The 19,908-nt window shown below is 74.0% G+C and carries 16 protein-coding genes and 1 pseudogene; 11 read left to right on the plus strand and 6 right to left on the minus strand.

All coding sequences use genetic code 11. The features are described 5' to 3' along the window. The first annotated feature begins 29 nt into the window (after window positions 1-29). Together OG295_RS32175 and OG295_RS32180 are read left to right on the plus strand one after the other, a co-directional pair. A pseudogene (locus OG295_RS32175) lies at window positions 30-539 on the plus strand (SAM-dependent methyltransferase). A gap of 490 nt (window positions 540-1,029) precedes the next feature. Beyond that, a complete protein-coding gene (locus OG295_RS32180; RefSeq protein ID WP_371680133.1) occupies window positions 1,030-1,977 on the plus strand; it encodes an RICIN domain-containing protein in 948 nt (315 codons plus the stop codon). Window positions 1,978-2,129: 152 nt separating this feature from the next. Here OG295_RS32180 and OG295_RS32185 read toward each other — a convergent pair whose 3' ends face one another. From OG295_RS32185 to paaK, 3 genes are all read right to left on the minus strand, one after another. Next, window positions 2,130-3,437: an alpha/beta fold hydrolase gene (locus OG295_RS32185; protein ID WP_371680135.1), complete on the minus strand. Its 1,308-nt coding sequence runs from the start codon at window positions 3,435-3,437 to the stop codon at window positions 2,130-2,132. 288 nt (window positions 3,438-3,725) lie between these two features. After that, window positions 3,726-4,586, minus strand: a complete 861-nt coding sequence (locus OG295_RS32190; RefSeq protein WP_371680136.1) for a YhjD/YihY/BrkB family envelope integrity protein — start codon at window positions 4,584-4,586, stop codon at window positions 3,726-3,728. A 93-nt stretch (window positions 4,587-4,679) separates the two neighbouring features. After that, a complete protein-coding gene (gene paaK / locus OG295_RS32195; protein WP_371680137.1) occupies window positions 4,680-5,987 on the minus strand; it encodes a phenylacetate--CoA ligase PaaK in 1,308 nt (435 codons plus the stop codon). A 139-nt stretch (window positions 5,988-6,126) separates the two neighbouring features. On the opposite strand from paaK, the gene OG295_RS32200 reads away from it, so the two are divergent. Both OG295_RS32200 and OG295_RS32205 read left to right on the plus strand, forming a co-directional pair. Beyond that, window positions 6,127-6,399: an alpha/beta fold hydrolase gene (locus OG295_RS32200; protein ID WP_371680138.1), complete on the plus strand. Its 273-nt coding sequence runs from the start codon at window positions 6,127-6,129 to the stop codon at window positions 6,397-6,399. Window positions 6,400-6,475: 76 nt separating this feature from the next. Further along, on the plus strand, window positions 6,476-6,691 hold the full coding sequence (locus OG295_RS32205) for a hypothetical protein (RefSeq protein WP_371680139.1): 216 nt from the start codon (window positions 6,476-6,478) through the stop codon (window positions 6,689-6,691). 116 nt (window positions 6,692-6,807) lie between these two features. Here the strand turns inward: OG295_RS32205 and OG295_RS32210 are convergent, their stop codons facing one another. Next, window positions 6,808-8,439 (minus strand): acyl-CoA synthetase, encoded by a 1,632-nt coding sequence (locus OG295_RS32210; RefSeq protein WP_371680140.1) that lies wholly within the window; start codon window positions 8,437-8,439, stop codon window positions 6,808-6,810. A gap of 174 nt (window positions 8,440-8,613) precedes the next feature. Between OG295_RS32210 and OG295_RS32215 the strand changes: the two genes are divergently transcribed. From OG295_RS32215 to OG295_RS32245, 7 genes are all read left to right on the plus strand, one after another. Then, entirely contained in the window at window positions 8,614-9,414 is an 801-nt protein-coding gene (locus OG295_RS32215; protein ID WP_371680141.1) for a crotonase/enoyl-CoA hydratase family protein, read from the plus strand. A 186-nt stretch (window positions 9,415-9,600) separates the two neighbouring features. Continuing rightward, window positions 9,601-10,581: a Zn-ribbon domain-containing OB-fold protein gene (locus OG295_RS32220; RefSeq protein WP_371680142.1), complete on the plus strand. Its 981-nt coding sequence runs from the start codon at window positions 9,601-9,603 to the stop codon at window positions 10,579-10,581. After that, window positions 10,581-11,660: a thiolase domain-containing protein gene (locus tag OG295_RS32225; protein ID WP_371680143.1), complete on the plus strand. Its 1,080-nt coding sequence runs from the start codon at window positions 10,581-10,583 to the stop codon at window positions 11,658-11,660. The genes OG295_RS32220 and OG295_RS32225 overlap by 1 nt, the downstream gene beginning before the upstream one ends. Then, on the plus strand, window positions 11,657-12,832 hold the full coding sequence (locus tag OG295_RS32230) for a thiolase domain-containing protein (protein ID WP_371680144.1): 1,176 nt from the start codon (window positions 11,657-11,659) through the stop codon (window positions 12,830-12,832). Before OG295_RS32225 ends, OG295_RS32230 begins: the two co-directional genes overlap by 4 nt. A gap of 121 nt (window positions 12,833-12,953) precedes the next feature. Continuing rightward, on the plus strand, window positions 12,954-13,178 hold the full coding sequence (locus tag OG295_RS32235) for a DUF397 domain-containing protein (RefSeq protein WP_371680145.1): 225 nt from the start codon (window positions 12,954-12,956) through the stop codon (window positions 13,176-13,178). 301 nt (window positions 13,179-13,479) lie between these two features. Further along, window positions 13,480-16,323, plus strand: a complete 2,844-nt coding sequence (locus OG295_RS32240; protein ID WP_371680146.1) for an AAA family ATPase — start codon at window positions 13,480-13,482, stop codon at window positions 16,321-16,323. 66 nt (window positions 16,324-16,389) lie between these two features. Beyond that, window positions 16,390-17,208: a maleylpyruvate isomerase family mycothiol-dependent enzyme gene (locus OG295_RS32245; RefSeq protein WP_371680147.1), complete on the plus strand. Its 819-nt coding sequence runs from the start codon at window positions 16,390-16,392 to the stop codon at window positions 17,206-17,208. Window positions 17,209-17,311: 103 nt separating this feature from the next. On the opposite strand, the gene OG295_RS32250 is transcribed toward OG295_RS32245, so the two are convergent. Beyond that, complete coding sequence (locus tag OG295_RS32250; RefSeq protein WP_371680148.1) at window positions 17,312-18,727, minus strand: NAD(P)/FAD-dependent oxidoreductase; 1,416 nt, start codon at window positions 18,725-18,727, stop codon at window positions 17,312-17,314. Further along, window positions 18,724-19,908 (minus strand): MAB_1171c family putative transporter, encoded by a 1,185-nt coding sequence (locus OG295_RS32255; protein WP_371680150.1) that lies wholly within the window; start codon window positions 19,906-19,908, stop codon window positions 18,724-18,726. The genes OG295_RS32250 and OG295_RS32255 overlap by 4 nt, the downstream gene beginning before the upstream one ends.

Consider the following 19,908-nt stretch of genomic DNA (forward strand, 5'->3'; position numbering starts at 1 on the left):
ATGAGCAGGAGCGGGTGCGGCCGTCGGGAGTGTGGGCCACTGCGTTGGGGGTGGCCAGGGTGCGGGCGCTGGAGACCGAGCGGGAGAACGCGCTGTTCCGCGACCCACTGGCACAGGCCTTCGCAGGTCGTGCTGCTCGGCGCCGGCATGGACAGCAGGGCCTTCCGGATGGACCGGCCCGAAGGCACCCGGCTGTTCGAGGTCGACACCGCAGCGCCACTGGACTTCAAGGCTTCGGTGCTGCGCCAGGAGAGGTCGTCGCACGCTGCGAGCGGATCACCGTCGCGGTGGATCTGCGTGAGGACCGGCCACGCGCGCTGGCCGCCGCAGGGCACGACCCGGCCGTGCCGACCGCGTGGATCGCCGAGGGACTACTGATCTATCTGCCCGACGACCCGGTGGGCTGGCTGGCCGGGCACGGCTGGGCGGCCGACAGCCACACCCTGCGCGAGCGCGCCGCCGCCTACGGCCGCCCGATCAGTACCCCGCCGCAGCCCGAGGAGCGGCCCGGCGGACTGATCTCGGCGGTCCGCCGGTAGAGCGCCTCCCGGTTCCCTGGACGATCGATTCCAAGGGGGCCTGAAGAGTGGAGCCGGCTCGCGCGCGGCCGGCCGGTCATGCACGCACTGACTGCCCACGACCATCACCTCTTCGTCTGTGAGCGAGATCCTGCGCCAACGACTCCTGTTGGCGCAACCGAGAGTCACGCGACCGCACGAAGTGGACCCGGAGCCCGAGAACGGGCTCCGGCCCACGTCGTGTGATCCATGACGGACCGTCACGGCGTTCGGCGGGCGCACGGCGTTGGGCGAACGAGGTCGTGACGGGGAAGGCGAACGGAGCCCGCCGGAGCGGGGCAGGTCTTCCAACGTGGCAACCTGCCGTGGGCAATGCGAAAATGGCGGTATCCCGTCGGCGCGGAAGCCCCGCCCACGGGGACGAAGACGGGTGGGCGCCGGCCGCCGGCAGGCGTCCCACCGGCGGATCACCAACGCGGAACCCTGGTCCCGCGAGCAGGTGAGGTGCCCCATGTTCCACTTGTGGGTGCGCGCCGGCAAGGCGCGGAAACGGATACGTGGGCGCGCCGCACGCCGCACCCCGGTCGAGGCGGGTGTGGTCGCGGCGGCCGTCCTGGCAGGTTCGGTGATCGCGGGCGGGACCGCCGCCGCCGAGATGCCGGCCAAGGTGCCGCAGGGCGCCAACCAATGCCGCGAGGGGTACGCGTGGCGCAAGACCACTTCCTGGGACCTCGTCTGTGTCCCACTCGCGGAGAGATATCTCGTCTACATCGACGCCATAAACGCTGGAGGACGCACGAATCACAACACGGGTGCGTGCCTGAGCGGATTCGTTCGCCGCGACGCCGTTCCCGGCGATGATGTATGCGTTGCGCCGGAGTCACGGCGCCGCGCGCGGGAGCAGAACAAGCTCGTGGCCTACGGGTGGGCGGGAACTGCCAGCCGGAACCCCGACAACCGCATCGTCCTCCACCCCTTCAACCTGAGCGGCGACGTGTACACGATCACCAGCGGATACACGGACCCCAGGCATCCGCTCGTGGTGGACGTGTATGCGGCGAGCACCGCCGACGAGATAAAGCTGGGCGTGTGGGGAAAACACCTCGGAAACAACCAGAAGTTCTGGTTCAGGGCGGCTCGCACCAGCGATGACAGCGTCTTTCAGAACAGCTTCGAGATAGTCGCGAAACACAGCGGGAAATGCCTGGACGTAACCTGGGCCAAGACGGAGAACGGCACGAGGGTCCAGCAATTCCGGTGCACCGGCAACATCAACCAGAAATGGTACCTCTGGCGCCGCGGCGACAACCAATGGGAGATCCGCTCCCTCCAGAGCAACAAGTGCCTCGACGTCCACAGCCCGTCCCTCGGCGCACCACAGCTGGGTGCTTGGCTGCAGGTGTGGTCCTGCCACGGCTTCGCCAACCAGGCCTGGATCCTGCGGTCCGCCGGATACTAGTGCCGCATCAGCCGACGTCTGCCCTGCCTCTGCGGTCGGGGCATGGACGCCGGCCGCCGGCCCGCTCTTCATGAGATCGAAGACCGCTTCGCCGCCATGGTCGAAGGTCGGTCGGCCGGGGACGAGGCCGACCGCTGGGCCGGCTCGCCCGGTCAGACGGCGTCGTCGTGGGCGAGCGCCAGGAGGCGGTCCAGGACGCGGGGACCGCCTGCCCGGACGCCGTCGTGTTCGAATTCGTCGGTGACCCACGTGCGCAGGCCGCGCACGGTCCGGGCGGTCTCCAACGAGTGGGCCGTGTCGACGTACATGTCGTCGTGGTAGACCGCGGCGGCGACCGGCACCTCGTTGGCGGCCAGCCGGGCCGGGTCGTAGAGCGGGGTCCAGCCGGTGCGCGCGGCGAGCAGTTCGGCGGTCTCGCGGAGCGGTTCGAGTGCCGGGTCGGTGGTGAAGTGCCAGGGGTGGATGCTCTCGCCGGTGAAGAACAGGGGCCCGTTCCCGGCGAGCGCCCCGGCGGCGTCGAAGCGGGGGTGTGCGGCGCGGACCCGTTCGGCGGCCCAGCCGGTGGGGGCGGCCGGGTCCTGGGCGTAGATGGCCTCGTGGAGCAGGGCGTAGAGCGGATGCCCGGCGAAGGAGAGCCGTTCGCGGACGGCCTCCAGGAAGGAGTCGGAGAGCGCGTGGCCGGCCGGGGTGCGGACGAACGCGTCCTCCAGCAGGTAGTGCAACTGGTGGCTGCCGTCCCCGGTGCCGAGGAGGATGCCGAGGGACTGGAACGCCTCGGGTGTCAGGCGGTGCCCGCCGGGCAGGGTGGTGCGGTGCTCGGCGAGGTGGGCGGCGATGCGGCGGGCGCGTTCCACGTCCATCGGGTAGCGGGCGTAGTGGGCGAGGTTCTTGCGTTCGACGCGGGGGAGGGCGGCGGCGTACACCTCGTCGGCGGTGGCGGTGAGGGACGGCAGGCCGCCGGTGATCAGGGCGGTCCGCAGACCCCCGGGCGCGGTGGTGAGGTAGTGGGTGGCGCAGAAACCGCCGAAGCTCTGGCCGAGCACCGTCCAGGGGGCGCCGCCGGTGAGGGCGGGCCGGATGGCCTCGCAGTCGCGGACGATGGAGTCGGCGCGGAAGTGCGAGAGGTACTCGGCCTGTCGGCCGGGTGTACCGCGCAGCGGCAGGGTCTGCCGGTTCGCGGGGGTGGAACGGCCGGTGCCGCGCTGGTCCAGGAGGAGCACGCGGTGGTCGCGCAGGGCCCGCTCCAGCCATGCCTGACGGCCGGTGAACCGGCGGGCGCCGAAGCCGGGGCCGCCCTCCAGGTAGAGCAGCCAGGGCAGGCCCTCGGGGTCCTTCCCGGTGGCGACGGCCTCGCGGGCGTAGAGCCCGATCCGCTCGCCGCCGGGGTCGTCGTGGTCCAGGGGGACCGTGAAGTGGTGGTCGGTGAGGACGACGCCGGGCTGGCGGTAGCTGGTGGTCATACGGCTTCCCTGGGTCTGCGGCGGTGCGGCCGGCCGGGATGCGGTCCGGCCGGCCGAGGGGTGCGCGGCGCCCTCGCGGCCGGGCCGAGTCTAGGCGGTCGCTCCGGGACCCGGCAGGGCTCACCCGTGGTGGGACACGCCCCTCCGTCGGCCTCGGCGCCGGGCCGGCCGGTCGGCCCCACGCTCCCCAGCGCCCCGTGGCGCGGGAGGTGCCGGGCGGGCGCCCGTCAGGCCGTCAGGCCGTGAGGCCCGTGAGGCCCGTGAGGCCCGTCAGGCCCGTGAGGCCCGTCAGGCCGGTCCCGGGCCGGCGGGCGGAGGCGGGGGCGGCTCGGTGGGGAGGGTGCCGTCCGCGCGGAGGCGGCGCAAGGTGAGGTGCTCGTGCACCAGACGGCCCACCAGGGCCCCGCCGTACACCACGAACCCCACACCGACCAGCCAGGACTGGACCACCAGCAGGGTGCCGAAGGGGCCGTAGGTGACGGCGTTCGAGGCGATCAGGGGGGAGAAGACCAGCTGGGAGAAGACCCTGAGGCCGAGCAGCCCGAGACTGGTGGCCACGGCCCCCGGGAGCAGCGCGCGCCAGCGGACCCGGCCGCCCAGCAGGAGCCGCCCCGAGGTCCAGAAGAACAGGCAGGTGCCGGTCATGTCGGCGACGGTGCCCAGGGCCGTGCCCAGCCAGTTGTGGGAGGGGGTCGGGATCCCGACGAGCAGCCCGAGGTAACAGACCAGCAGGGCGAGCCAGATCACGTGCCGCCACATGGTGTGCCAGCGGGCGGTCGGCAGGTCCCACACCTTCTCGTAACCGGTCTGCACGGCGGAGCCGAAGGTCAGGCCGAACACCGCGAGTGCCGCGAGGCCGAAGGCGGTGGTCCGTTCCAGCGCCAGGTCCGCCGCCCCGAACAGCAGCTCCACCCGGGCCCGCGAGGGCGCCGTCACCCCCAGGGCCTGGCCCAGCCAGCGGCCGAAGCCCGAGCCGCTGCCCGGCGCGGCCGCCGCGACGACGACCAGCAGCGGCACGAGCGTGAGGAACCCGAGGGCGGCGAACCCCATCGCCCGGTGCATCAGCTCGATCTCCCGGCCACGGCTCCAGGCCAGCCCCGCGGGCGAGCTCTGGAGACGGTCGTGGAGCTGCCGGAGGAACGAGGTCACGCCCCATCCCCTACCCGTACGGGCCCGCCGATTCCCGGAAGCGGCGCCGAAGTGGGCCCGAACGGGGTCGTTTCGGCCGCCCGGCGGCCGGACTCAGCCCGCCCGGCCGTCGCGGAGGTCCTTCACCCGCTTGATCTTGCCGACCGACCGCTCCAGACTCTCCGGCTCCACCACCTCGACGCCGACCGACACCCCGACGGACTCCTTGACGGCCCGCACCAGCTCCGCCGCCGCGTCCCGCCTGCGCCCGGCACCGGTTTCCCGCCGGGCCTCCACCCGCACGGTCAGGGTGTCCATCCGCCCCTCCCGGGTCAGCCTCAACTGGAAGTGCGGGGCGAGCCCGGGGATGCGCAGGAGTATCTCCTCGATCTGGGTGGGGTAGAGGTTCACCCCGCGCAGGATGATCATGTCGTCGCTGCGGCCCGTCACCTTCTCCATCCGGCGGAAGGCGGGCCGCGCCGTCCCCGGCAGCAGCCGGGTCAGATCCCGGGTGCGGTAGCGCACGACCGGCATGGCCTCCTTGGTGAGGGAGGTGAACACCAGCTCCCCGAGCTCCCCGTCCGGCAGCACCGCCCCGGTCAGCGGATCGACCACCTCCGGGTAGAAGTGGTCCTCCCAGATGTGCAGGCCGTCCTTGTGCGAGGCGAACTCCTGCGCCACCCCCGGCCCCATCACCTCGGACAGCCCGTATATGTCCACGGCGTCCATGCCGAGCCGCTCCTCGATCTCGCGGCGCATCTCCTCGGTCCACGGCTCCGCGCCGAACACCCCGGTGCGCAGGGAGGTCGAGCGGGGGTCCAGGCCCTGGCGTTCCATCTCGTCCAGCAGCGTGAGCATGTAGGACGGGGTCACCATGATCACCTCCGGCCGGAAGTCCTGGATCAGGCGGACCTGCCGGTCGGTCATGCCCCCGGAGGCGGGCACGACCGTACAGCCCAGCCGCTCCGCGCCGTAGTGGGCGCCCAGGCCCCCGGTGAACAGCCCGTACCCGTACGCCACGTGCACGATCTGGCCCGGCCGCGCGCCCGCCGCGCGCAGCGACCGGGCGACGACGTCGGCCCAGGTGGACAGGTCCCCCTCGGTGTACCCGACCACCGTGGGCCGGCCGGTGGTGCCGCTGGAGGCGTGGATGCGGCGCACCTCGGGGCGGGGCACGGCGAACATCCCGAAGGGGTACTGCTCGCGCAGGTCGCTCTTGGTGGTGAAGGGGAAGAGGGAGAGGTCGGCCAGCGAGCGGCAGTCGTCGGGATGCACCCCCGCCTTGTCGAAGGCCTGCCGGTGGAAGGGCACGCGGTCGTACACGCGGTGCAGGGTGGCCCGCAGCCGCTTGAGCTGGAGCGCCGACAGTTCGTCGGGGGTCAGCCGCTCGCCATCGTCGTGGAGATCCGCGTGCGCCGTCATCGTCGTCACCTCATCCAGGGCCAACCGAACGTTCATTCGGTAGACTGCCGGACGCCGTCCCGTAAATCAATGACTCGAACGAGTGATCGTCCGCCCGCCCCGACAGGCCGCGCCGGATCGTGCTGGTCACGCCCACGTCGTGGGCGGTGGACCTCCCCGTCACCGACGGGCAGCGGATGGCGGCGGCCCGCTCCGGGCGGCCGACGCCGCCCTGCGGCAGGTCGCGGGCGAGGTCCTCGTGCTCGCCGGCGGCCTGGACGGCAACCCGGCCCCGGCCCTGGCGGCCCGGCTCGCCGAGCTGTTCCCGTACGGTGCCGTCGACGTCCAGCCGGGCGCCGGCCGCTTCCCGTGGCTGGACGACCCCGCCCGGTTCGCGGAGCGCGTCGAGCGCTTCCTCGCCACCGGCGGCTGAGCGGCGGCCGCCCCGCCGGAGGCGTACGGTCGAAGGAGGCGCCCCCGGCCGAGGAGCGCGAAGGGAGGCGGCGGCGATGTCCGTCATCGACCCGGCGGTATCGGTACGACTGAGCGCGTCGGACGCCCGACGCCTGTCAGCGCTGCTGGCCGAGGCGGCCCACCTGCTGGAGGACCCCGGCCCGCAGCGCATGACCGACGCGCAGGCCGACGCCCTCGGCGGGAGCGCGAGCCGCACCGAACTGGCCGGCTGGGCCCGCACCCTCGCGGCGGAACTGAGGGCCCAGCGCTGAGGCGTGCCCGGGATGCCGCCGTCCGATCCGGCGCCTCCGCCGCCCGCGACGCGCCCCTTCGGCCGGTGTACCGCCACGCGCCGGAACCGCGGTGTCGGGTCCCCCGCCCGGGGTGCTCAGCGTGCCGAGTCCGCCTCCGTGGCCACCGTCTTCGCCCAGCGGTAGTCCGCCTTCCCGCTCGGGGAGCGCTGGATGGCGTTCGTGAGCACCAGCTGGCGGGGGATCTTGTACCCCGCCAGCCGGGTGCGGCAGTGCCGCTGGATCTCCTCCAGCGTCGGCTCCGGCGCACCCTCGCGCACCTGCACCACCGCCGCCACGTGGCTGCCCCAGGTCGGGTCCGCGACGCCCGCCACCAGGGCGTCGTACACGTCCGGATGCGACTTCAGCGCCTGCTCGACCTCCTCCGGGTAGACCTTCTCGCCGCCCGTGTTGATGCACTGCGAACCGCGCCCCAGCACGGTGACGATGCCCTGCTCGTCCACGGTCGCCATGTCGCCGAGCAGTACCCAGCGCTCCGCGCCCTTCCGGAAGAAGGTCTCCGCGGTCTTCGCCGGGTCGTTGTAGTACCCGAGCGGTACGTGCCCGCGCTGGGCGAGCCGGCCGGGCACGCCGACCCCCACCGGCTCGTGCGTCACCGGGTCCACCACCTGGGTGCGGTCGTTGACCTGGAGGCGGAAGCCCTTCTCCGGACCGGAGTCGTCCGTGGCCCGGCCGTTGGAACCGGACTCGGAGGAACCGAAGTTGTTCAGGAGCACCACGTTCGGCACGAGCCGCCGGAACTCCGCGCTCACCGTCTCCGACATGATCGCCCCGGACGAGGAGACGCTGAACAGCGAGGACAGGTCGGTCCCCGCGAGCGGGCCGTTCAGGGCGTCGATCAGTGGCCGCAGCATCGCGTCGCCCACCAGCGAGACGCTCGACACCTTCTCCTTCTCGATCGTGCGCAACACCTCCTCCGGCACGTACTTGCGGTGGATGACCACCCGCTGGCCGTAGTTGAAGGCGATGAACGAGGTCAGGGTCGAGGTGCCGTGCATCAGCGGGGGAGCCGGGAAGAAGGTCAGGCCCGCCCCCCGCGCCGCGACCCGCTCGGCCAGTTCCTCGGGCCGCTTCACCGGCTCGCCCGAGGGCTCGCCGCCGAACAGGCCGGCGAAGAACAGGTCCTCGGCCCGCCACATGACGCCCTTGGGCATGCCGGTCGTGCCGCCCGTGTAGATGATGAACAGGTCGTCGGGGCTGCGCTCGGGGAAGCCGCGCTCCGCGGAGCCCGCGGCCTCGGCGGCCTCGTACGCCACCGGCGCGAGCGCCGGCTCCGGGGCGCCCTCGGGCGCCGGCCCGACCCGGATCAGGTGGCGCAGCCGCGGCGTCTGCGGCAGCGCGGCGGCCACCCGCTCCGTGAACTCGCCCTCGAAGACGAGGGCCGCGAGATCGGCGTCGTTGTAGAGGTAGACCAGCTCCTCCTCCACGTAGCGGTAGTTGACGTTCACCGGAACGAGGCGGGCCTTCAGGCAGGCCAGGACGGTCTGGAGGTATTCGACGCCGTTGTAGAGGTGCAGTCCCAGGTGGTCGCCGGGCCCCAGTCCGCTGTCGAGCAGGTGGTGGGCGAGGCGGTTGGCCGCCGCGTCCAGTTCCGCGTACGTCAGGCGGCGTTCGGCGCCGGTTCCGGGGTGGTCCACGTACACCAGGGCCTCGCGGTCCGGGACCACGTCCACGACCGACTCGAACAGGTCGGCAAGGTTGTACTCCACCGTTCCTCCTGACCCGAAAGATCCCATGGCTGGGCTGCTCGGCGGTCATTAGAGCCGCGCCCGGCCCAACTGGGAAGGGTGCCGGCCAAAGAATCTGACTGAGTGTCAGAAAACTATTGAACTGCACCCTCCCCTCCTGCAACCTGTTCTAGGTCTTGAGACGGGAGGACGGCAATGGGTGGGACGGAACACCTGACCGTGGACCGCCACGGCGCCACGCTGGTGCTCACCATGAACAGGCCGGAGGCGAAGAACGCGCTCTCGCTTCCGCTGCTCGTGGGGCTCTACGACGGCTGGCTGGAGGCCGACGAGGACGACACGGTCCGGTCGGTGGTCCTGACGGGCGCGGGCGGGGACTTCTGCGCCGGGATGGACCTCAAGGCGCTGGCCGGGAAGGGCATGGAGGGCGAGCGGTACCGCGACCGGCTCAAGGCCGACCCCGACCTCCACTGGAAGGCGATGCTCCGTCACCACCGTCCGCGCAAACCGGTGATCGCGGCGGTGGAGGGGTACTGCGTGGCGGGCGGTACCGAGATCCTCCAGGGCACCGACATCCGGATCGCGGGGGAGGGGGCCACCTTCGGGCTGTTCGAGGTCAGGAGGGGGCTGTTCCCCATCGGGGGCTCCACGGTGCGGCTGCCGCGCCAGATCCCGCGCACGCACGCGCTGGAGATGCTGCTGACGGGACGGCCGTACGCGGCCGAGGAGGCGGCGCGGATCGGGCTGGTCGGCCGGGTCGTACCCGACGGTACGGCCCTCGACGCCGCGCTGGAGACCGCGGAGCGGATCAACGCGTGCGGACCGCTGGCCGTCGAGGCGGTGAAGGCGTCCGTCTACGAGACCGCCGGGCTGACGGAGACGGAGGGGCTCGCCGCGGAACTGGCGCGGGGATGGCCGGTCTTCGACACCGCCGACGCGAAGGAGGGGGCACGGGCGTTCGCGGAGAAGCGGACGCCGGTGTACCGGCGGGCCTGAGCGGGCCGCGCGCAGCCGGGGAGGCGGCCCCGCGGGGCGGTCCCCCGCCCGCCCTTCCCCCTTCCCCGGGACCGGAACCGGAACCGGCCCCGGACCCCCGGACCCCGTTGCGACGCCCGCCCGTACCTCCCCCGGCCGGCCACCCGGTCGGCGGAGCCGTTCCTCGCGAGAAATCGGAGATCCACCATGACCGCCGCGTCCCCACCACAGGTGCTCCGCGCGCCCCTCGTCGTCGAGTTCCCCTTCACCCGTTCCCTCGGCCCCGTGCAGAGCGCCTTCCTCACCGGCCTGCGCGAGCGCGTCGTGCTCGGCGTCCGGACCGGCGACGGGCGGGTGATGGTGCCGCCCGTCGAGTACGACCCCGTCACCGCCGAGGAGATCCGCGAGCTCGTCGAGGTCGCCCCCGCCGGCACCGTCACCACCTGGGCCTGGAACGGCGACCCCCGCCCCCAGCAGCCCCTCGCGACCCCCTTCGCCTGGGTGCTGGTCCGGCTCGACGGCGCCGACACCGCGATCCTGCACGCCCTCGACGCCCCCGGCCCCGACGCCGTCCGCACCGGCATGCGGGTACGGATCCGCTGGGCCGCCGACCGCACCGGCGCCATCACCGACATCGCCTGCTTCGAGCCGGAGGCACGGGGAGCGCGGGAGCCGGACGCCCGCCCGGCCGCCCCCCACGACGGGGCCTTCGCCGACCCGGTCACCGGCATCGTCGCCGAGGCCCGCCTGGACTACACCTACAGCCCCGGCCGCGCCCAGAGCGCCTACATCAACGCCCTCGCCGAGCGGCGGACCGTCGGCGAGCGCTGCCCGTCCTGCCACAAGGTGTACGTCCCCCCGCGCGGCGCCTGCCCCACCTGCGGGGTCGCCACCACGGACCGGGTCGAGGTCGGCCCCGCCGGCACCGTCACCACGTACTGCGTCGTCAACATCAAGGCCCGGAACGCCATGAGCGACGGCATCGAAGTCCCCTACGTCTACGCCCACATCGCCCTCGACGGCGCCGACCTCGCCCTGCACGGCCGGATCGGCGGCATCCCGTACGACCAGGTCCGCATGGGCCTGCGCGTCGAACCCGTGTGGACCGACGGCGGACGCTACCCCGACCACTACCGGCCCACCGGCGAGCCGGACGCGGACTACGACGCGTACAAGGAGCTCATCTGATGCCCAGGACGAGCAGGTACGCGCGCGACGTGGCCGTCGTCGCCTTCGCGCAGAGCGACCACCTGCGCCGCACCGACGAACTCAGCGAAGTCGAGATGGTCATGCCGGTCCTGCACGAGGTGCTGGCCGCCACCGGGCTGAAGGCCGGGGAGATCGGCTTCACCTGCTCCGGCTCCAGCGACTACCTCGCCGGCCGCGCCTTCTCCTTCACCATGACCCTCGACGGGGTCGGCGCCTGGCCGCCGATCTCCGAGTCGCACGTCGAGATGGACGGCGCCTGGGCGCTGTACGAGGCCTGGGTCAAGATCCAGACCGGCGAGGCCGACACCGCGCTCGTCTACTCCTACGGGAAGTCCTCCCCGGGATCGGTCCGCGACGTCCTCACCCGGCAGCTCGACCCGTACTACCTCGCTCCCCTCTGGCCCGACTCGGTGGCCCTCGCCGCCCTCCAGGCCCGGGCGCTGATCGACGCGGGCGAGACCGACGAGGCCGCGCTCGCCGGCGTGGCCGCCCGCAGCAGGGCCGCGGCCGAGGGCAACCCCCACGCCCAGCTGCGCGGGGCCGTCCCGCAGGGCGAGTACCAGGTGGCACCGCTGCGCACCGGGGACTGTCCGCCGATCGGTGACGGCGCGGCCGCGGTCGTCCTCGCGGCCGGGGACACGGCCCGCCGGCTGTGCGAACGGCCCGCCTGGATCACCGGCATCGACCACCGCATCGAAGCCCACGGCCTGGGGCTGCGGGACCTGACCGACTCCCCGTCCACCCGGCTCGCCGCCGAGCGCGCCGGGCTCTTCGAGGCGCCCGTGGACACGGCGGAACTGCACGCGCCGTTCTCCTCCCAGGAGGTCGTGCTCCGCAAGGCGCTCGGCCTCGGGCCCGGCGACGGCGACGGGGTGGCCGTCAACCCCTCCGGCGGGGCCCTCGCGGCCAATCCCGTCATGGCGGCGGGCCTGATCCGCATCGGCGAGGCCGCCGCCCGCATCCACCGCGGCGCGTCCGACCGGGCCGTCGCCCACGCCACCTCAGGCCCCTGCCTCCAGCAGAACCTGGTCGCCGTCCTGGAAGGGGATCGGGCATGAGCACGTCCGGCAAGGAGCCCGTGGCCGTCGTCGGGGTCGGCCAGACCAAGCACGTCGCCGCCCGGCACGACGTCTCCCTCGCCGGCCTCGTCCGCGAGGCCGCCGCCCGCGCCCTCGCCGACGCCGAGCTGACCTGGGCGGACGTCGACGCCGTCGTCATCGGCAAGGCCCCCGACTTCTTCGAGGGCGTGATGATGCCGGAGCTGTACCTGGCGGACGCCCTCGGCGCGGTCGGCAAGCCGATGCTCCGCGTCCACACGGCGGGATCCGTCGGCGGGTCCACCGCACTGGTCGCGGCCAACCTCGTCGCGGCCCGCGTCCACCGGACCGTACTGACCCTCGCCTTCGAGAAGCAGTCGGAGTCCAACGCCATGTGGGGGCTCTCCCTGCCCATCCCCTTCCAGCAGCCGCTGCTCGCCGGAGCGGGAGGCTTCTTCGCACCGCACGTGCGCGCGTACATGCGGCGCACCGGCGCCCCCGACGCGGTGGGCTCGATGGTGGCGTACAAGGACCGGCGCAACGCCCTGAAGAACCCGTACGCGCACCTGCACGAGCACGACATCACCCTGGAGAAGGTCCAGGCGTCCCCGATGCTGTGGGACCCGATCCGCTACTCCGAGACCTGCCCCTCCTCGGACGGGGCCTGCGCGATGGTCCTCACCGACCGGGCCGGAGCGGCCCGCTCGCCCAAGCCGCCCGCCTGGGTGCACGGCGGGGCGATGCGCAGCGAGCCGACCCTGTTCGCGGGCAAGGACTTCGTCTCCCCGCAGGCCGGCAAGGACTGCGCCGCCGACGTCTACCGGCAGGCCGGGATCACCGACCCGCGCCGGGAGATCGACGCGGTCGAGATGTACGTCCCCTTCTCCTGGTACGAGCCCATGTGGCTGGAGAACCTGGGCTTCGCGCAGGAGGGCGAGGGCTGGAAGATGACGGAGGCCGGCGTCACCGAACTCGACGGGGACCTCCCCGTGAACCCCTCCGGCGGAGTGCTGTCCACCAACCCGATCGGCGCCTCCGGCATGATCCGCTTCGCGGAGGCCGCCCTCCAGGTACGGGGGCTCGCCGGGGAGCACCAGGTCCCCGGAGCCCGCCGGGCCCTCGGGCACGCCTACGGCGGCGGCGCGCAGTTCTTCGCGATGTGGCTGGTCGGGGCCGAACTCCCGGCGTCCTGAGGGTTGCCGAGGGGAGGGCGGCCGCGCCGGGCCGGTCACCATCGGCCCGGCGGGGCCTGTGCGGGGGCCGTCGCGATGGCTACCCTGGGCCCCCGGACGACGTACCGGGAGGAGCACGCGCGTGGCGAACGGCAACACGGTGTGGGGAAAGCCCGAGCTCGATCTCAGCGGGGCGGACTGGCGGTCGGGCAGCCGGGGGGTGGGCGACGTCCAGATCGCCTTCGTGGAGGGGTTCATCGCGATGCGCAGCGGCGAGCGCCCCGACGGCCCCTCCCTGGTCTTCGCGCCGGACGGATGGCGCAAGTTCGTCCTGGGCGCACGGGGCGCGAAGTTCGGCCTGACCTGACGGGACGCTCCGCCCGGCGCGCGGCCGGCGTACCGCGCGCCGGGCGGAGTCGTCGGACCGCTCCCGTCGCACCGGCCGGGCGCGGACTCAGCTGCGACGTGATCGCCGGACACCACCACGAGCACCTGTTCGTGGCCGCCGGCCGGGCCGCCGGAGCCGTCTCCGTACCGGAGGAACCGGCCGCACGTTCGACGGAATAGGCAAATCGGTAAAACAAATCGATCTTTCCCGGCCGTAGGACCTCCGCCGCGCGCGTGCGGGCGTACGCTGAGGCCCCGAACCGGCCAGGGGGGTTCCAGCCATGACGGACCGTCACGCCCGCACGCGGCACACGCTCTTCGAACGCGAAACGGAACTCGTCGCCCTCGACGCGGCCCTCGACCGGCTCACCGGATCGGGACCCGACGCAGGCGGCGGACTGCTCGCCCTCTCCGGCCCCGCCGGACTCGGCAAGACCACCCTCCTCGCCGAAGTGCGCCGCAGCGCACTCGCCCGCTCCTGCACCCTCCTCGCCGCCCGCGGCGGCGAACAGGAACAGAGCCAGCCCTTCCACGTCGCCCGCCAGCTCATCCAGCCCCGGCTGGCCGGCCGCTCCGAAGCCTCCCTGCGCGCCGCCCTCGGCGGCTGGTACCCGATCGTCGGCCCCGCCCTCGGCCTCTGTGCCCCCGGGCAGGGCGCCCCGCCCGACCCCCAGGGCCTGCGCGACGGGCTCGACTGGGTGCTCACCCAGCTCACCGTCCAGCGCGCCCCCGTCGTACTCGTCCTCGACGACGCCCACTGGGGCGACTCCGAGTCCCTCGGCTGGCTCGCCGCCTTCGCCCCGCGCGCCGAACACCTCGCGCTGCTCCTCGTCGTCGCCTACCGCCCCGACGAACTGCCCGCCCACGCCGAGGCCTTCCGCGGCCTGCCCGGCCGGGCGGGCCGCCGCCCGCTGAGCCTCGCCCCGCTCAGCGCGGCCGCCGTCTCCACGCTGGTCCGCGAAACGGTCGGGGAACACGCCGAGGAGGCCTTCTGCCGCGAGGCCTGGGCCGTCACCACCGGAAACCCCTTCGAGGCCGTGGAACTCACCGCCCGGGTCCGGGCCAAGGGCCTCGAACCCACCTCGGCCAGCGCCCCCCTGCTGCGCGACCTCGCCGCCGCCCAGCGCGGCAGCGGGCTCATCGCCCGCCTGCACGGCCTCGGGCCCTCCACCGTCCGCTTCGCCTGGGCCTGCGCCGTCCTCGGCACCGCCATCCCGCAGCGGATCGCCGCACGCGTCGCCGGCCTCGGAGCCGAGGAGGCCGCCGACGCCACCACCCGGCTGCGCGACGCCCGCATCCTGTCCGCGCCCGCCGAGGACGGCGACCCCGAGGGCTGCCCCCCGCTGGAGTTCGTCCACCCGCTGCTCGCCACCGGCATCTACCGGGGCATCCCCGACGCCCTGCGCGTCGCCCTCCACGGAAAGGCCGCGGCCGCCGTCGTCGACGCCGGACTCGGCCCCTCCGCCGCCGCCCGCCACCTCCTGGAGACCCAGCCCGAGAACGACCCCTGGGTCGTGCGCACCCTGCGCGAGGCCGCCGCCGAGAACCTGCGCGCCGGCGCCCCCGAAGCCGCCCGCCGCCAGCTCGACCGCGCCCTCCAGGAACCCCCGGACTTCGACGAACGCGCAGCCGTGCTCTACGAACTCGGCTGCGCCTCCCTCCTCACCGAACCCGCCAACACCGTCAACCACCTGCGGGCCGCCCTCGCCGAACCCTTCGACGACCCGGCCCTGCGCCAGGGCATCGTGATCCGGCTCGCCCAGGTCCTCGCCCACAGCGACCACCTCTCCGAGGCCTCCGAACTCCTCGCCCGCGAGATCCCCCACACCACGGACGCCCGCGCCCGGCTGCGCCTGCAGTCCGAGCAGTTCATGTGGGACGCCTTCGACGCCGCCGAAGCCGACTCCCCGGCCCGCTCGCGCCGGCTCGCCAAACTGGCCGACCGCCTCGGCGGCCGCGACCTCACCGAGCGGTACGTCATCGGACTGCGCGCCTGGGACGCCTGCCTGCGCGGCGAGAGCGTCGAGACGGTCCTGCACCACGCGCGCCGGGTCCTCGGGGAACCCTTCAGCTGGGCCTACGCCGACCGCGGCTTCGAGGTCCCGGTACTGACCGCGATGGTCCACATGTACGCCGACCGGCCGGGCCGCGCCGAGCAGCTCTTCGCCGCCGGCACCGCCGAGTTCGAACGGCAGGGCTGGCGCGGGGCCCACCTCTCCTTCGCCCACGGGCTGCGCGCCTACATCCGCTACCGGCGCGGACAGCTCGCCGCGGCCGAGGAACTGGCCCGCGCCGGCCTGCGCCTCGCCGAACGCGTGGGCCGCCGTACACCGGTGCACTGGTACGCCATCGCCATCCTCCTGACCACCCTGGTGGCACGGGGCCGGGTGGACGAGGCCTGGGAACTGGCGCGCGAGCACGGGTACGGCGAGCCCTTCCCCGCCGCCGTCGTCTTCCCCGACTCGCAGACCGTCCACGCCGAACTGCTGCTGGCCCGGGGCGAGACGAAGGCGGCGGTCGCCGCACTCGAAGGGGTCGGCCGCCGGCTGACCCCGCGCGGCATCCAGAACCCGGCCTGGTGCCCCTGGCAGCTCCACCTGGCCCGCGCGGTGGCCCCCGAGGACCCCGCCGCGGCCCGCGCCCTCGCCGCCGAGGCCCTCGGCCGTGCCCGTGCCTTCGGCGCCCCCTCCGCCATCGGCCAGGCCCTGCGCGTCCGCGCGGAGGTGGCGGACGCCCCGGGGGAGCGGGCGGCCCTCCTGGAGGAGGCGGTCGCCCTGCTGTCGCGCTCGCCCGCCGGATACGAACTCGCCCGCGCCCTGGCGGCCCTGGGCACCGAGCGCGGGGACCGGGAACTGCTCACCCGGGCGCTGATCACCAGTCGCGAGTGCGGCGCCGACGCCCTCGCGGCGAGCACCGCCGAACGGCTGGTCGCCCTCGGCGGCGCCCTGCCCTGCGGTTCCTCCTGGGAGGACGAGCCGACCCCGGAGGAACTGCGCGCAGCCGAGGACGCCGTCCGGGGCGCGCCGACGCCGGGCCCCGAACTGTCCGCCGTCTGCCGCAAGCTCGGCACCGACCTGAACGGCCTGCCCGACGCACTCGCGGCGTTCGCCCGCGGCGGACACTGAGCCCGTGGCGTTCACCCGTGGCGCAAGCCGGGGCCGCGGGACCCGCCGCCGGGCACAGTGGCCCGTATGGATCACTCCACCCGAATCGGGATCTTCCTGACCGAAGCGGCCGCCTTCGACCGGGCGTTGCGGCGCGCGGCCGGCCCGGGCGGCCGGCCGCCCCTGGTGCCCGCCTGCCCCGGCTGGTCGGTCGCCGACCTCGCCGGACACCTCGGCAGCGTCCAGCGGTTCCTCACCCACATCCTGCGCGAGCGGCTCACCACCGCGTCCGATCCCACCGACCCGTCCCTCTACGGGCTCCCCGCCGACCCGGCGGTCCGCGCCGCCTGGCCGCTGCCCGACCGGACCCCGACCCTGGGCCCGGTGCCCGGGGAACTGTTCGACTGGTCGGCGGAGGCCGCCCGCGGCCTGGCGGAGGTACTGGGCGGGCTCGGCCCCGACGTCCCGGTATGGAGCTGGTCGGCGGAGCGGACCAGCGGCTTCTGGCTGCGGATGCAGACCATCGAACAGGCCGTTTACCGCTGGGACGCCGAGGACGTCACCGGGGAACCCGCCCCCTTCGACCCCGACCTGGCGGCCGACGCCGTGAGCCAGACCTTCGAGGTGATGGCCCCCGCCCGGCGCGGCTGGAAGCCGGCCCCCGCCGGGGACGGGGAGCGCTACCGCTTCCGCCGCACCGACGGCCCCGAGACCTGGACGGTGGAGTTCCGGGGCGACGAGGTCCGCCTGGAGCCCGGCGACGACGGCCCCGCGCACGTCGAGCTCGCCGCCACCGCCTCCGACCTGCTGCTCCACCTCTGGCAGCGCAGGCCCGCCCGGGAACCGCGCGTCACCGGGGATCCCGCCCTGCTCCCGCACTGGTTCACGCTCGTCCCGCCGGTCTGACGCGAACGCGCCTCACCCGCGCGGACGCGGCCCACCCGCGCGAACGCGCCTCACCCGCGGGGGACGCGGCCCACCCGCGGGGGACGCGCCCCCGCGGCACGGTTCACCCGCGCAGTGCCGCGACCGCCGCAAGCTCGGCCTCCGCCAGCGGCGGCCCGGTCAGCTGCGCCCGGCGCGGGCCCAGCGCGGCGGCCAGCAGCACCGGCGGGGTGAACAGCCGGGCCGCGGGCCGCTCCAGGGTCATCACGTCGGTGACGGCGCGCGCCACCCGCCCGTTGCCGGTACTCGTGTGCAGCAGCCGCCGCACGTAGGCGGCGGCCACCTTCTCAGCCCGCGTCGGACCCCCCTCGATGGCACCCGGGTAGAAGACGTCGTTGCCGGTGGACAGCGCCCACGCGGCGCTCACCGGCCCGGCGACGGCCTTCTGCACGCGGGCGCCGAGCCCGTCGGCGGACCAGCCGTGCCGGGCGATCACGGCCCGCAGGGCGAGGGCGCTCTGCGCGGCCACCGACATGCCGTGCCCGTACACCGGGTTGTAGGCGGCGACGGCGTCCCCGATGACGGCGAACCCCTCCGGCAGCGCGGACTTCTCGTAGTGGTGCCTGCGGTTGACGGTCGTCCGCGTGACGACCACGTCGGTCAGCGGCTCCGTCCCGCCGATCAGCTCGCCGACGACCGGGTGGCGCAGCTCCCGCGCGAAGTCCTCGAACGCCTCCGGATCCGCGGTGGGTTCGCCGCCCCGCGTCCCCGACAGGGTGACGAGCCAGCGGTCCCCCTCGATCGGCACCAGGGTCGCCGAGCGGCCCGGACCGGGCTCGCGCGGATCGGCCTGCACGTTCACGATGACCGGGAAGGCGTTCGCGAGGTCCTCGGGGGCACGGAAGATCCGGCTGGCGTAGACGAGACCGGGGTCGACCGTCCGCACCGCGGGCTCCGCCATGCCGAACCCGGTCAGCCAGGCGGGGGCGCGCGAGGACCGGCCGGAGGCGTCGACCACCAGGTCCGCCGCGACGACCCGCTCCGCGCCGCTCCGTTCGCGCACCCGGACCCCCGTGACCCGGCGGGCGTCACCCTCCAGGCCCAGCACCTCCGTACGGTCGACGACCCTGACCCGTGCCAGGGCCCCCACGGCCCGGCGGACGTGCCAGTCCAGGAGGTCGCGGCTGGCCACGACCACGTAGTGGGAGGCCTCGGCCCAGCGGCGGAACCAGCCGGCCGGGGAGAGGCCCACCATGTTGGTCGGCAGCGCTATCCGGTGGGCGCCGTCGTCCATGAGCCGGCCGATGGTGCCCGGCAGCAGGCTGTCGATCGCCGCCGCCCCGCCGGACCACAGCAGGTGGGCGTGATGGGCCTGCGGCAGCGCCCGGCGCGGCAGGGGACCATCGGGCAGCGCGTCCCGTTCCACGACGACCACGTCGGCGGACTCCGCGAGCGCGGCGGCCGTCAGCATCCCGGCGAGGCTGCCGCCGATGACCACAGCGGTGCGCGGACCCGCTGACGACGGTGCGGTGCTGCTCATGAACCCACGCTCTCTGGATGGTCTGCCGGCCCGGACCGGGCGCGGAAGGAGGTGACGGCCGGGGACCGGCGCAGGGCCTTGGACACCGCGACCAGGTCCGGGGCCTGGGCCTGGCCCGCCGCGGCCGCCTCCTCGGCTTCGGCACCGCCGCTCATGCGGCGCAGCGCCGCGACCACGGCGACCGCGTCGGCGGTGGCCGCGGCCTGGGCCGGGGCCTCCCTGCGGGCCAGTGCCTCGGCGAGGGCCCGCTCCCGGACCTCGGGTTCCATGTACGGCTGGAGGCGCAGCAGTCCGTCGCTGATCTGGGTCCTGCGCTGGACGAGGCGCCGGCTGATGGGGGAGCGCCGCGGCAGCCTCAGCGAACCGGTGTCGAGCGGCTCCAGTTCCTTCACGAACGGCACCAGGCAGCGGAAGTGGTAGTAGTCGGTCCCTATCCGCTGCAGGGCCTCGCCCGCGTGGGGCAGGATGAAGCCCACCGCGATGAACAGCGCGCACACGGCGGCGATGGGCGGGGCGACGTAGGTGCTGAGCCAGTCCAGGTCGTTGCCGCTCCAGCGGGCGAACACCGCGATCAGCTTCACCGTGTCGTAGCAGAGGTTCAGGATGAAGCCGATGACGAGGAGCACCAGGCCCGCGCGCAGCCAGCCCGAGACCTGGCGCAGCCAGGACCAGGTGACCACCGAGGTGATCGCGCAGGCGATGGTGTGGGCGCCCAGGTAGAGCAGGATGTGCTCGCGCATCCAGGGGGTGTTGGCGTAGTACGTGTCCAGATCGCGCAGACGCTCCACCGGTACGTCGGCGAACGCGAAGGTGATCCACAGACCGGCGACGACGGCCGAGTAGACGATGCCGATCGTCCAGCTGGTGCGCCGCACGCGCCGCGGATCGCCGCCCCGCCAGTGGATGATCATCACCAGGCAGGAGGCGCAGAACAGCGTGAGCAGCGTGTACAGGATGGGCGCCGCGATGTTCGGGACGCCCGTCCCGCGGTTCATCGCCCCCAGCGTCTTGGGACGGCCGCAGTAGAAGACGGCGGAGGCCAGCAGCAGCAGGCCGCCCACGGAACGCACGTTGGGATCGATGCGCCAGAACCTCATCATCACGGGCAGCCGGATCGCGAACGCCAGGGTGAGGATCGCGGCCGGGATGAGGTAGGGGATGTAGTACTTGTCGGAGTTCAC

It is taken from the genome of Streptomyces sp. NBC_01276, from assembly GCF_041435355.1.
Taxonomy (GTDB): Bacteria; Actinomycetota; Actinomycetes; order Streptomycetales; family Streptomycetaceae; genus Streptomyces.